Origin of the sequence: Blautia sp. MSK.18.38 (assembly GCF_024460535.1) — a bacterium.
GTDB lineage: Bacteria > Bacillota > Clostridia > Lachnospirales > Lachnospiraceae > Blautia_A > Blautia_A fusiformis.
In genome coordinates this window covers 17233-30589 of record NZ_JANFYP010000016.1, presented here as the reverse complement: position 1 = coordinate 30589, position 13357 = coordinate 17233, and the positions used below count along the sequence as shown (strand labels likewise).

Here is a 13357-nt window from a genome sequence, read left to right as displayed (position 1 = left end):
AAAATATCAGAAAACGGGAGAACATTTATGGCGAAAAGGCCGATGTGTCTTTTGTGTTTTCTTATGGTGCTGAGTCTTGGCGCACTGGAGCTTATGGGGATTCCTCTGATCAGGGGGAATCCCCTTCCGTTAAATGTGCAGGAGCAGATCGAAGCGCACCCTGGTTCCATGATCTGCGGGGAGGTGGAACAGTATGAAAACACAGAATTTTCCCAGTCTGTTTATCTGAAAAAAACATATCTTATCCATCAGTCAAAAAAATTTCCAATTGAAAATGTAAGAATATTTCTCAAAAAAGAAGAAGATCTGAAACCGGGAATGCGGATCCTGGTCAAGGGAACGCTGAAAAGAGTGGAAGGTCCTGCGAATCCGGGGGGCTTTGACAGCCAACACTTTTATGCCTGTCGTCATATTTATTATTTTATGAAGAACGCTGTGCTCCAAAAGAAAACAGCAGTGTATTCCGGCTACAGGCAGCTCCTTTTGGAGATAAAAGAAAGCTGCAGACAGATCCTGAAGGAAACTGCAGGAAAAGATGCGCCTGTTTTTTGTGCCATAACGCTTGGAGACAAACAGGAACTGGATCCGGAAACACAGATGCGCTATCAGCTGGCCGGAATCATACATATCCTTGCCATCAGCGGACTTCATATCAGTATTCTGGGAATGGGGCTTTACAACCTTCTAAAGAAGATGGGACTGGGGATCTGGCCTGCCGGGATTTTTTCTCTGGGAGTGATGCTACAGTATGGGATCATGACCGGAGGGAGTGTTTCCACCATGCGTGCAGTAACTATGTTTTTGATCGCCATGGGAGCCAGGATCACCGGACGGATCTATGATATGATGAGTGCTCTTTCCGTAACTGCCATGATGATCCTTGTGGAATCTCCGGCCTATCTCTTGGACAGCGGATTTCTTCTGTCCTTTGGCTGTGTTCTGGGAATGGGGCTCGCTGCGGAAAAGATCTGTGCCCTTGCAGGAGCGGAGAAAAAATGGACAAAGGCACTGGTAAGTCCTATAGCTCTTCAGCTTGTGACTCTGCCGGTGATGTTGAAGTTTTTCGGAGAAGTCTCTATTGCCGGATTTATCCTGAATCTGTTGGTGCTTCCAAGTGTGGGGGTAGTGCTGACTGGAGGAATGGCGGCGCTGCTGCTGGGAATTCTCAGTATTCCTGCGGCAAAACTGGTAATCCTGCCGGCAAGGGTACTGCTGCTTTTTTATGAATATCTCTGCAGTCTGGCAGGAAGATCAGGATGGAGTACCTGGATCGGAGGGGAGCCGGAAATATGGCAGATCGTGGTATATTATGGCTTTTTGATCATAGTCCTGTTTATGGGACAGTATATAAAAGAACAGCTCCGGAAGAAAAAAGCAGTCAGTGAGGAATCGGAGCTAGCAGAGGAGCGGGCGGAAGCAGGTTGTTGGAAGCTATATGCTATCCGGATAACAGCCGGTATTTTTCTGGCAGTCGGAATCCTGATACTGGGATATCATCCAGCAGGAAGTCTGAAGGTGATCTGCCTGGATGTAGGACAGGGTGACGGTATTCTTGTGGAGACCCCGGAGGATCACCATTTTTTGATCGACGGAGGAAGCAGCAGCCAGTCGGATCTTGGAAGATACTGCCTTTTGCCGGCATTGAAAAGTCAGGGGATTTCCTGGCTGGATGGGATTTTTATTTCCCATACAGATCAGGATCATATCAACGGTGTGAAGGAGCTTCTGGAATATATGGGAAAAGGTCTTACAACCATCCGGGCCGGATATCTGATCCTGCCTGCCTGGGCGGAAAGACCAGATGCGTGGAGGGAGCTTGCAGAGGCAGCAAAAACAGCCGGAGTTAAGGTCATGACAGCAGGAAAAGGGGATGAATTGCCTTGCGGCAAAGTATCTTTTTCTGTTCTGTGGCCGGAGAAAAATGCCACAGGAAAAGATGTGAATGAGGAAGCTATGGTGATGGAGTTGTCTTTTGGAGATTTTCAGATGCTTTTTACCGGAGATATCGGTGCAGATACGGAGAAAAAGCTTCTGGCAGCCGGAGGGCTTGAGGATGTTGATTGTCTGAAGGTGGGACATCACGGTTCCCGTTATTCTACCACAGAAGCATTTCTTGAGAAAATAAAGCCGGAAGTGGCGATCATTTCCTGTTCTTCCACCAACACCTACGGACATCCGTCACCGGAAACCGTAGAACGGCTTAAAGAGGCCGGAAGTCAGGTGGAATACACCATGAAAAACGGTGCTATTACCGTGGAAACAGATGGAAAAAAGCTTAAGATCGGAAGGTTCCGGAAGGATTGAGTTTTTTTCAAAAACCGAAAAAACCGGTGACTTTTGAACACGTTTGTTGTAAAATAAACAGGGTTTGTGCAAAAACATAATACTGAAAATGTGCAATACAAGATAAGGAGTTTTTATTTATGAAATATGATGTACTGATCGTAGGAGCAGGTCCCGGTGGAATCTTTGCGGCCTATGAACTGATGAATAATGATCCGGAGAAAAAGATCGCGGTTTTTGAAGCCGGTCATCCTCTGGAAAAAAGAAAATGTCCCATCGACGGAAAGAAAGTAAAATCCTGTATCCACTGCAAAACCTGTGCGATCATGAAGGGATTTGGCGGTGCAGGCGCTTTCTCCGACGGAAAATATAATATCACCAATCAGTTTGGCGGAACTCTGTACCAGCATATCGGCAAGGATACAGCCACAGAGCTGATGGAATATGTAGATAAACTGAACCTGATGCATGGCGGTGAAGGAACCAGGCTTTATTCTACCACAAACAGCGAGATCCGTAAGCTCTGCCTTCAGAACGGCCTGCATCTTTTGGATGCATCTGTCCGTCACCTGGGAACAGATATCAACTATGTGGTACTTCAGAACCTCTATGAAAAAATGAAAGACCATGTGGACTTCTATTTTGACGCATCTGTTGACAAAGTAGAAAAAACTGAAGACGGTTATGCAGTTTTTGTAGGAGATGAGCGTTACGAGGGAACTTACTGTATCATCTCCGCAGGACGAAGCGGAAGTAAATGGATGGAGACGGTATGTACAGAGCTTAAGATCCCGACTCTTTCCAACCGTGTGGACATCGGAGTCCGTGTGGAGCTTCCGGCAGAGGTTTTCAGCCGTCTGACAGATGAGCTTTATGAGAGCAAGATCGTTTACAGAACTGAGAAGTTTGAGGATATGGTCCGTACCTTCTGCATGAACCCGCGAGGTGTTGTCGTGAATGAAAATACCAACGGTATCATCACAGTAAACGGTCACAGCTACGAAGATCCGGCAAAGCATACCAACAATACAAACTTTGCCCTTCTGGTATCCAAGCATTTCTCAGAGCCGTTCCATGACAGCAACGGATACGGTGAGAGCATTGCAAGACTTTCCAATATGCTTGGCGGTGGTGTTATGGTACAGCGGTTTGGAGATCTGATCCGCGGAAGACGAAGCACAAAAGCCCGTATTGAGGAAAGTTTCGTAACACCTACACTTTCTGCGACACCGGGAGATTTAAGTCTTGTTATGCCGAAACGTATCCTGGATGGCATCATCGAGATGATCTATGCTCTGGATAAGATCGCACCGGGAACCGCAGATGATGATACTTTGCTTTATGGCGTTGAGGTTAAATTCTACAACATGGAGGTCGAGATCGACGAAAATCTGGAAACCTGCCACAAGGGTCTCTTTGTTATCGGAGACTGTAGCGGCGTGACCCATTCTCTGTCCCATGCATCTGCCAGCGGAATCTACGTAGCCAGATACCTGGAGCAGGAGTATTTTAACAGATAAACTGCAGAGCAGTTTATCTGTTATGAGCAAGTAGCGAAGCGGATTGCGAATATCTGATGTAAGACAGTCCATTTCTGATATCAGGGTGATGACAGAAAGGGGCTGTTTTTTATGCAGGATATGCATGAATATTGGAGAAAGTATTCTGATAATAACTGACAGATACAGGGAGAAAACCGGTTACTGTTCACTGGTAATAATTCGCGAGGTATTTTTTGTGAGTGAAGATCACAGAAAATCGTGAATCGTCTGACATCAATCTTGACAAATTTATGAGTTTGTGGTAAAAGTTAGATAACCAGGTAAAAGAAAATATGTGCAAATGTTATAATGATAAGGTTGCATCCAGTCGGATGTGCAAAAGAGAATCCGGTGAGAATCCGGAACGATACCGTCACTGTGAAAGGGGAGCTGCTTTTATAACCACTGGGAGACCGGGAAGGGAAAGCAGCGTGGAACCAAGTCAGGAGAACTGCCTTATTGTGAGATTCAGGGATTCGCGGTTTACGAATCGGTATTCTCCATAACAATACAGAACTTCTTTTTATGTATTTGTATTGCGCAGAGAATCATGTGTGAGCAGGCGGCCGCAGAGAGCTGCTGCTTTTTTGTACATATCAGTATTCTGGAAATACATGAAAAGAGGACAATGAGAAATGAAAAGAAAAACAATGTTAGCTCTGATGCTCGCAGTTTCCATGACATGCTCTATGGGTGCGGCTACAACAGCAATGGCAGCAGAGGATTCTGCTACAGAAGAGAACGCTGAGGCAGCTGATACCACAGAGGCTTCTGATGCAGATCAGGAAGCAGCAGATAATGTAGCAGCTCTGATCGACAAGATCTATGTACAGGAAAGAAACGACACAACAGATGAGGACTGCAAGGCAGCCAAAGAAGCATGGGATGCTCTGACAGATGCTCAGAAAGAACTGGTAGAGGGTGAGAATGCAGATCCGGATTATTTTGGACGTGACACAGGAGATGCTTCCAAGGACGATCCGCGTAACCAGGATGAGATCGGTGAGAATGAACTTCTTGTTGTAAGCTTTGGTACTTCCTTCAATGACAGCCGTGCAGAGGATGTCAAGGGAATCGAGGATGCTCTTGCAGAAGCTTATCCGGACTGGTCTGTAAGAAGAGCATTTACAGCACAGATCATCATCAACCATGTAGAGGCAAGAGATGATGAAGTGATCGATAACATGCAGCAGGCTCTTGACCGTGCAGTAGAGAATGGTGTTAAGAATCTGGTTGTACAGCCTACCCATCTGATGCATGGTGCTGAGTACGATGAGATGACAGAAGCGATCAATGGCTATAAAGATAAATTCGAGTCTGTAGCTATCGCAGAGCCAATGCTCGGTGAGGTTGGAGACGATGCAACTGTGATCAATGATGACAAGAAAGCCGTTGCTCAGGCAATCACAGATACGGCTTGCAAAGAGGCCGGATTTGACAGCATGGATGCAGCAGCTGAGGCTGGCACAGCATTCGTATTCATGGGACATGGAACATCTCATACAGCTAACGTTACATACGATCAGATGCAGACACAGATGGAAAACCTTGGATTGAAGAACGCATTCATCGGTACTGTAGAGGGTAAGCCGGAAGATACAGCCTGCGACAAGGTTATCGAGAAGGTAAAAGAAGCAGGATACAAGAACGTTGTTCTTCGTCCGCTGATGGTTGTTGCCGGAGACCATGCAAATAACGATATGGCCGGTGATGAGGAGGATTCCTGGAAGAGCCAGTTTGTAGCATCCGGAAACTTCGATAAGGTTGACTGCCAGATCGAGGGTCTTGGAAGAATCGAAGCAGTTGAGAAGCTTTATGTAGAGCATACAAAGGCAGCCATCGATTCTCTGGGAAGCACTGAGGAGTCCGCAGATTCTGATGCAGCAGCAGATACAGAGGCTGATTCTGCTGAGGAGTCCGCAGAATAATAAATATAAAAATATCTGAGTGAGTTCAGATACCTATAAGAAATCAATGTAACTGCCCGGAAAGATCAGGAAGACTGTTTTCCGGGCAGATTGCTGTATCTATGGAAGGGAGAAGATTATCATGAAAAAACGCTATGTAAACTTAATTCTTGCAATGGCAAGTGCATCAGTCCTGGTGCTGGGCTCTGTGCCTGCGATGGCAAAAACAGATGAAACAAAAACAGAGTCCGGTGAGGAAGCAGAAGCTTCCGAAGAAAAGGATACAGATGCAGCCAAAGCAGATACCCTGGAAGATGGCGTTTATACAGCAGAGTTTGATACAGACAGCAGCATGTTTCATGTAAATGAGGCCAATGACAATAAAGGAGAGCTCACGGTCAAAGATGGTAAAATGACCATCCACGTAAGTCTGGTTTCCAAGAAGATCGTTAACCTGTTTGCGGGAACTGCCGAGGATGCCCAGAAGGACGGAGCAGAGATCATTGAGCCGACCACAGATACAGTGAAGTACAGCGATGGTTATACAGAGGAGGTTTACGGATTTGATATCCCGGTACCGGCCATTGGTGAGGAATTTAACGTGGCGATCCTGGGAGAAAAAGGCAAATGGTACGACCATAAAGTCAGCGTAAAGAATCCTGTAAAAACCTCTGACGACAAAAAATCCGAAGGGAAAAAACCGGAAGAACTGAAGCTGGAGGACGGAACCTATGAGACGGATGTAACCCTTACAGGCGGATCAGGAAGAGCATCTGTAGAATCTCCAGCTAAAGTAGAGATCAAGGACAAAGAAGCTACGGCAACCATCATCTGGAGCAGTCCGAATTATGATTACATGATCGTGGACGGCGAAAAATATGAGCCGGTGAACAAAGACGGAAACTCCACATTTGAGATCCCGGTCACAGTCTTTGACGCAGAAATGGAAGTGACTGCAGATACTGTAGCCATGAGTACTCCTCACGAGATTGAGTATACCCTGAATTTTGATTCTTCAAGCATGAAAAAGGAAGAAAAATGAAAAAAATAATTTCATACATATTTCTGACGCTGACCCTGATCCTGGGGTGTGCTTTTGCAGTGCAGGCAGCAGAGACAGAACATAAGCCTGCGGATATTCCAGGCCTTACCTTTGATCACAGTATGGAGCTTTCCTACGCAAAGGAATTTAATGTGGATTACTACAACGATGGCTATGCGCTGCTCACCATTGATCAGGAAGGACAGTTTCTTGTAGTTCCCGAAGGCAAGAAAGCACCGGAGGGGCTGGATCCTGACATTGCGGTTCTGCAGCAGCCCATAAACAATATCTATCTGGTAGCAACCTCGGCCATGGATCTTTTCCGCGCTATCGACGGGATTGACAGCATCAAGCTTTCCGGAACCAAGGAAGACGGATGGTATATCCAGGAAGCAAAGGACGCTATGGAACAGAAAAAGATGATCTATGCCGGCAAGTACAGTGCTCCGGATTACGAGCTGATCCTGAACGATGGCTGTGACCTTGCCATTGAATCCACCATGATCCATCACAATCCGGAGGTACAGGAGAAGCTGGAGCAGTTCGGGATCCCTGTAATGGTAGAGCGTTCCAGTTATGAGAGTCACCCTCTTGGAAGAACCGAATGGATGAAGCTTTACGCAGTTCTTCTGGGAAAAGAAGATGTGGCAGAAAAGGTTTTCAAAGAGCAGACGGACAAGCTGGATAAGGTTCTCACAGCAGATAAAACAGACAAGACCGTAGCGTTCTTTTATATCAACTCCGTAGGTGCGGTAAATATAAGAAAAAGCGGCGACTATGTTTCAGAAATGATCTCTCTCGCAGGAGGAAATTATGTTCCGGAGGATACGGGAGTAAATGACAATGCTCTTTCCACCATGAATATGCAGATGGAAGAGTTTTATGCCAAGGCGAAGGATGCAGACTATATCATCTATAACAGTACGATTGACGGGGAACTTAAGACCATTGATGAGCTTCTTTCCAAAAGTAAGCTTCTTGCAGATTTCAAGGCAGTGAAGAACGGAAATGTCTGGTGCACAGGCAAAAATCTCTTCCAGGAAACTACCGGACTTGGAACCATGATCGAGGATATCCACACCATGCTGACTACAGATGATGATTCTCTGGATGATCTGACCTATATGCATAAACTGAAATAAATTCCAGTGTTCGTTTTAACTCCTTTGCCGGTTTCCACCTGTGAGCAGGAAACGAAAGGACAGGATAACAAAACAGAAGAGGAGTGTACCAGAAAAATGAATGACAGAAAACGCGCAGTCCGATACGGGATCTCTTTTGTGATCCTTGCGGTACTTTTAATCTTTTTATTTATATGGAATGTAAATTCCGGAAGTATCCACCTCTCTGTGAAGGAGATCCTGAATATCATATTCCGGCATCAGGGAGATGAAACTTCTTATAATATCGTCTGGGAGATCCGTCTTCCCAGGATACTGGCAGTTATCATCCTTGGCGGAGCACTTTCTGTTTCCGGATTTTTGCTGCAGACCTTTTTTAACAATCCTATCGCGGGACCCTTTGTACTGGGGATCTCTTCCGGTGCCAAGCTGATCGTGGCGCTTCTGATGATCTTTTTTTTAAGCAGATCGGTGTCCATCGGTTCCGGTGCCATGATCCTGGCTGCTTTTGCAGGCTCAATGATTTCCATGGGCTTTGTGCTCCTTGTGGCAAAAAAAGTCCACAACATGTCCATGCTGGTCATCAGTGGTGTTATGATCGGCTATATCTGTTCGGCCATCACAGACTTTGTGGTGACCTTTGCAGATGATTCCAACATAGTCAATCTTCACAACTGGTCACTGGGAAGCTTTTCCGGTATGACCTGGGGGAATGTGCAGACTATGGCTGCTGTGGTACTTCTTACCATGGTGATCGTATTTTTTATGTCAAAACCGATCAGCGCCTATCAGCTGGGGGAGACTTACGCGCAGAATATGGGAGTTAATATCAAGGCTTTCCGGATACTTCTGATCTTGCTTTCCAGTATTCTTTCTGCCTGTGTGACCGCTTTTGCAGGGCCGATCTCCTTCGTGGGGATCGCTGTGCCTCATATTGCAAAAAGTCTCCTGAAGACTGCAAAACCCCTGCTTGTGATCCCGGCCTGTTTTCTGGGCGGTGCAGTGTTCTGCCTGTTCTGTGACCTGATCGCAAGAACTGTATTTGCACCGACGGAGCTGAGCATCAGTTCTGTGACAGCAGTTTTCGGAGCACCGGTAGTTATCTATATCATGATTCGCAGACAGCAGAGGATATAAACGATGAAATCATATTTTTTTTATACAGATCAGCTGACCGTAGGCTATGATGGAAAACCGCTGATCAAAGAGATCAATATTCAGCTGAATAAAGGAGAGATCCTGACACTGATCGGTCCCAACGGTGCCGGAAAATCTACTATTTTGAAGAGTATCACAAGACAGCTTTCCCTGATCAGCGGAACGGTATATCTGGAACAGGAACAGATGAGCCGGATGACCAACAGGGAAGTGTCAAAAAAACTGGCTGTAGTACTTACCGAGCGCATGCGACCGGAGCTTATGACCTGTGAGGATGTGGTATCCACCGGACGATATCCCTATACCGGAACTCTCGGGATCCTTTCCGCAGAGGACAAGGAAAAAGTTAAAAGTGCCATGGAGATGGTTCACGCCTGGGATCTGAAGAACCGGGATTTTACAGCTATCAGTGACGGACAGAGACAGCGTATCCTTCTGGCACGCGCCATCTGCCAGGAACCGGAGATCATTATCCTGGATGAACCGACCTCCTTCCTGGATATCCGGCATAAGCTGGAGCTTCTTGCCATTTTGAAGAAGATGGTATTGGAAAAACAGATGACGGTGATCATGTCCCTTCATGAGCTGGATCTTGCCCAGAAGATTTCTGACCAGGTGATCTGTGTTCATGGAGATCACATTGAGAAATATGGTGCACCGGAGGAAATCTTTACTTCCGATTATATTCGGAAGCTTTATGGCATCACCCGTGGAAGCTATAATGCAGAATTCGGCTGCGTGGAAATGGAACCTCCGGCCGGAAAACCGGAGGTGTTTGTGATCGGAGGAAATGGAAGTGGGATTCCGGTATATCGGAAGCTGCAGCGACAGGGGATTCCTTTTGTGACCGGAGTTCTCCATACCAATGATGCAGATTATCAGGTGGCAAAAGAACTGGCTGCAAAAGTGATCACGGAGAAGCCTTTTGAATGCATTTCGGAGTCTGCCTTTGAAGAAGCACTGGAGTTCCTGGGAAAATGTGAAAAAGTGTACTGTCCGCTGAAGGATTTTGGTATCATGAATGAAAAAAACCGGGAATTGTTGAAAAAAGCAAAAGAAACCGGAAAATTAAACCAGATCAGATAAGTTCTCTGGGAAAATGAGAAAAACAATAAAACGCTGTCAGAAATGAGTGATATAATTTCCGGCAGCGTTTTTTATATAATATAAATTACAAATATTTCAGCAGCTGTGTTATAATATGACAAGAACGACAGATCGTGAAGCGCTCGCATTCGTGGAGATGTAAGTAACGAAGAGGAATGTCCGCTTTACACCGCAAAAGTTAAGTAGATACAATCGATCCGAAAAAATATATGGAGGGAAGATCAATGAAAAAAAGAAACATGATCGCAGCTCTGCTCTGCAGTGCATGTCTTGTGGCAGGAAGTGTAAATCCCGTATTTGCAGATGCATCGAAGGTAGTAACACTTGGAGCAGATCTTACGGATGCCCAGAAGCAGACAATGATGAAATATTTTAATGTAAGTTCCGATCAGGTGCAGGTGATGACCATTACAAATGAGGATGAGCATAAACACCTGGATAATATTGCGCCACAGTCCCAGATCGGTTCCAGAACTTTGAGCTGTGCCTATGTGAAGCCTACACAGTCCGGCGGGATCAAGGTCCGCACAGCAAATCTGAACTGGGTGACAGGTAATATGATCGCAACGACACTTTCCACATCCGGTGTGAAGAACTGTGAAGTAGTTGCTGCCTGCCCGATGGAAGTATCCGGAACAGGCGCACTTACCGGCATCCAGATGGCATATGAGAAGGCCAGTGGAGAGAAGTTGGATGAGACCAAGACGAAGCTTGCCAACCAGGAGATCGTAACCACCGGTGAGCTTGCAGATAAGGTTGGTAAAAATGAGGCGACAACAGTTGTAAACCAGTCCAAGATGGATGTGATCCAGAACGGAGTACAGAATGCAGATGAGATCCAGAATATTGTTATCAATGTGGCTGAGCAGAACAATATTTCCGTAAGCCAGGACGATATTGACAGGATCGTGTCTCTTCTGAAGCAGATCTCACAGCAGGATTACAATTATGATGATGTGAAGGAAACACTGGAGCAGGTAGATGCCAATACCACAGGCCAGACCTCTTCCTCTGATGATACGCTGGATGGCGAGAGCAGTGATGAAACCGTAGATGTGGATGCAGATTCTTCTGATGATATCGTCAACAATGTAAATGACAGCATTCTTGGTGACGATGTGATCCAGAGCTCCACAGAGGATCCGGGTCTTGAGGAAGAAACAGGAGCAGATTCTCAGGATACAAGCAATGAGACCGGAATCCCGGAGGCAAAAGAAGATACAGAATCTTCAGAAAGTACAGACAGCTCAGACCAGGCAGACAGTGCAGAAAACGATACTTCCGTGCTCAGCGAAGAAGCAAAGAACAATTATGACAAATTTGTCCTCTTTGTAAAAGGCGAGTATGAGGGAGATGCAGATTCCCTTCTCGCTGCAACGGAGGATACAGAGGCAGTGGCAACGGTAACACTGGATGAGCAGACAGCGAAGAGTGTGGCAGAAACTGTTGAGAAGGATTATTATGATATCCTGAAGGATGGTACAGAATCCTATGAGGCAGATGGTACAGAAAAATATCAGAGTACAGAGCTGAATATGATGGATCAGAAGCTGAAGAAGCTGTTCAGTATTGACAGTTCCCAGGAGGACACAGAGGCCACAGACGTGACAGCAGCTATTCTTGCAGATGTTCCCCAGGAAGATAAGCAGACACTTTATAAAGAAACCATGAAATATCTGGCAGGTCTTTACGGCGAGAACACGGACTCTTCTGAGGAATCCGCAGCAGAATAAAAGATTTACAGAAAAAGAGATAAAAAATACCGCAGCAGAGAAAACAACCTCTGCTGCGGTATTTTTTGTCGTGCCGGAAAGATATCATGAAAATTTTGTGATTTACGACAAGGATTTGTGTAAGCACTGGAAAAATGGATTTTTCTGTGATAAAATTGACCGTAAATCGGTTTTGTGGACTCATACATCGCAAACCGTGATAGGGAAACGAGAAAGGGAAAAGGTAGAATTTATGAGCCTGGCAGTAGTAACATTAAAAAAAGGCGAAGGCAGATTCCTGAAATCAGGAGGCCTCTGGGTATATGACAATGAGATCGCAAGCATCATGGGAAGCTTTGTGAACGGAGATATCGTTCTGGTCCGGGACTTTGACGGATATCCAATGGGAAGAGGATTTATCAACACCAATTCCAAGATCACAGTCCGTATGCTTACCAGAGATGAGCGTACAGAGATCAGTCCGGAATTTTTGAAACAACGTGTCCGCGACGCATGGGAGTATCGTAAGAAGGTAGTAGATACCGGAAGCTGCCGTGTGATCTTCGGAGAAGCAGACTTTCTTCCGGGTCTTGTTGTGGATAAGTTTTCAGATGTGCTTGTTGTACAGTCTCTTGCACTGGGAATCGACCGTCTTAAAGAAACGATCCTAGATGCACTGAAGGAAGTCCTTGCTGAGGATGGGATCCGGATCCGTGGAGTCTATGAGCGAAGTGATGCAAAGGTACGCCGCCAGGAAGGAATGGAACTTACCAAGGGATTTATCGGAGAAGAATTTCCGACACTTGTTCAGATTGAAGAGAACGGTGTGAAATATGAAGTAGATATCAGGGACGGGCAGAAGACCGGATTTTTCCTGGATCAGAAATATAACCGTCTTGCTATCCAGAAGCTCTGCAAGGGGGCGAAGGTTCTGGACTGCTTTACACATACCGGCTCTTTTGCCCTGAATGCGGGAATTGCAGGGGCACAGAGTGTTCTTGGTGTGGATGCGTCGGAAACTGCAGTCCTGCAGGCAAGAAGAAACGCCAGTCTGAACGGCCTGGACGGAACAGTGAAATTCCTCTGTGAGGATGTTTTTGAACTTCTTCCCGAGCTTGAGGAGAAGGGAGAGAAATTTGATGTTGTGGTACTGGATCCTCCGGCATTTACGAAATCCAGAAGCTCTGTAAAAAATGCCATCAAGGGATACCGTGAGATCAATCTCCGTGCAATGCGTCTTGTAAAGGACGGCGGATTTCTCGCAACCTGTTCCTGCTCTCATTTTATGACGTATGAGCTGTTTACACAGACCATCGGTCAGGCAGCGAAGAATGTCCATAAGAGACTGCGCCAGGTAGAGTACCGTACACAGGCACCGGATCATCCGATCCTCTGGTCAGCAGATGAGTCCTATTATCTGAAATTCTACATTTTCCAGGTATGCAATGACCGTTAGGAACTGCCATCCGGATTTTTTTACGGAAAT

General features: G+C 46.0%; 9 protein-coding genes and 1 riboswitch. All 9 genes read left to right on the top strand.

The window, feature by feature from the left end:
• Positions 1–27 precede the first annotated feature (27 nt).
• The 9 genes from NE638_RS11025 (at position 28) to NE638_RS10985 (ending at position 13327) form a co-directional block, all read left to right on the top strand.
• Positions 28–2304, top strand: a complete 2277-nt coding sequence (locus tag NE638_RS11025) for a DNA internalization-related competence protein ComEC/Rec2 (RefSeq protein WP_244094836.1) — start codon at positions 28–30, stop codon at positions 2302–2304.
• A gap of 119 nt (positions 2305–2423) precedes the next feature.
• Positions 2424–3803, top strand: coding sequence for an NAD(P)/FAD-dependent oxidoreductase (locus NE638_RS11020; RefSeq protein ID WP_022426410.1), 1380 nt, complete (start codon positions 2424–2426; stop codon positions 3801–3803).
• Positions 3804–4122: 319 nt separating this feature from the next.
• Positions 4123–4297, top strand: a riboswitch (cobalamin riboswitch).
• Between the two features lie 162 nt (positions 4298–4459).
• Positions 4460–5752, top strand: a complete 1293-nt coding sequence (locus NE638_RS11015) for a sirohydrochlorin cobaltochelatase (RefSeq protein WP_015525974.1) — start codon at positions 4460–4462, stop codon at positions 5750–5752.
• Between the two features lie 121 nt (positions 5753–5873).
• Positions 5874–6773, top strand: coding sequence for a hypothetical protein (locus tag NE638_RS11010; RefSeq protein WP_173741257.1), 900 nt, complete (start codon positions 5874–5876; stop codon positions 6771–6773).
• Positions 6770–7915 carry an ABC transporter substrate-binding protein gene (locus NE638_RS11005; protein ID WP_092070157.1) on the top strand — a complete coding sequence of 382 codons (1146 nt, stop codon included), beginning with the start codon at positions 6770–6772 and terminating at the stop codon, positions 7913–7915. Before NE638_RS11010 ends, NE638_RS11005 begins: the two co-directional genes overlap by 4 nt.
• A 96-nt stretch (positions 7916–8011) precedes the next feature.
• On the top strand, positions 8012–9031 hold the full coding sequence (locus tag NE638_RS11000) for a FecCD family ABC transporter permease (protein ID WP_044961544.1): 1020 nt from the start codon (positions 8012–8014) through the stop codon (positions 9029–9031).
• A 3-nt stretch (positions 9032–9034) separates the two neighbouring features.
• The gene (locus NE638_RS10995; protein WP_173746186.1) at positions 9035–10138 is read left to right on the top strand and encodes an ABC transporter ATP-binding protein; all 1104 of its coding nucleotides are present in this window, start codon (positions 9035–9037) and stop codon (positions 10136–10138) included.
• Positions 10139–10383: 245 nt separating this feature from the next.
• Positions 10384–11892: a DUF1002 domain-containing protein gene (locus NE638_RS10990; RefSeq protein ID WP_173746185.1), complete on the top strand. Its 1509-nt coding sequence runs from the start codon at positions 10384–10386 to the stop codon at positions 11890–11892.
• A 232-nt stretch (positions 11893–12124) separates the two neighbouring features.
• A complete protein-coding gene (locus NE638_RS10985) occupies positions 12125–13327 on the top strand; it encodes a class I SAM-dependent rRNA methyltransferase (RefSeq protein WP_059086808.1) in 1203 nt (400 codons plus the stop codon).
• The last annotated feature ends 30 nt before the right edge of the window (positions 13328–13357 follow it).

Coding starts and splice junctions, on each gene's coding strand:
- NE638_RS11000 (WP_044961544.1), top strand. CDS start 8,012: ATGAATGACAGAAAACGCGCAGTCCGATACGGGATCTCTTTTGTGATC.
- NE638_RS11015 (WP_015525974.1), top strand. CDS start 4,460: ATGAAAAGAAAAACAATGTTAGCTCTGATGCTCGCAGTTTCCATGACA.
- NE638_RS11010 (WP_173741257.1), top strand. CDS start 5,874: ATGAAAAAACGCTATGTAAACTTAATTCTTGCAATGGCAAGTGCATCA.
- NE638_RS10990 (WP_173746185.1), top strand. CDS start 10,384: ATGAAAAAAAGAAACATGATCGCAGCTCTGCTCTGCAGTGCATGTCTT.
- NE638_RS11025 (WP_244094836.1), top strand. CDS start 28: ATGGCGAAAAGGCCGATGTGTCTTTTGTGTTTTCTTATGGTGCTGAGT.
- NE638_RS10985 (WP_059086808.1), top strand. CDS start 12,125: ATGAGCCTGGCAGTAGTAACATTAAAAAAAGGCGAAGGCAGATTCCTG.
- NE638_RS11020 (WP_022426410.1), top strand. CDS start 2,424: ATGAAATATGATGTACTGATCGTAGGAGCAGGTCCCGGTGGAATCTTT.
- NE638_RS10995 (WP_173746186.1), top strand. CDS start 9,035: ATGAAATCATATTTTTTTTATACAGATCAGCTGACCGTAGGCTATGAT.
- NE638_RS11005 (WP_092070157.1), top strand. CDS start 6,770: ATGAAAAAAATAATTTCATACATATTTCTGACGCTGACCCTGATCCTG.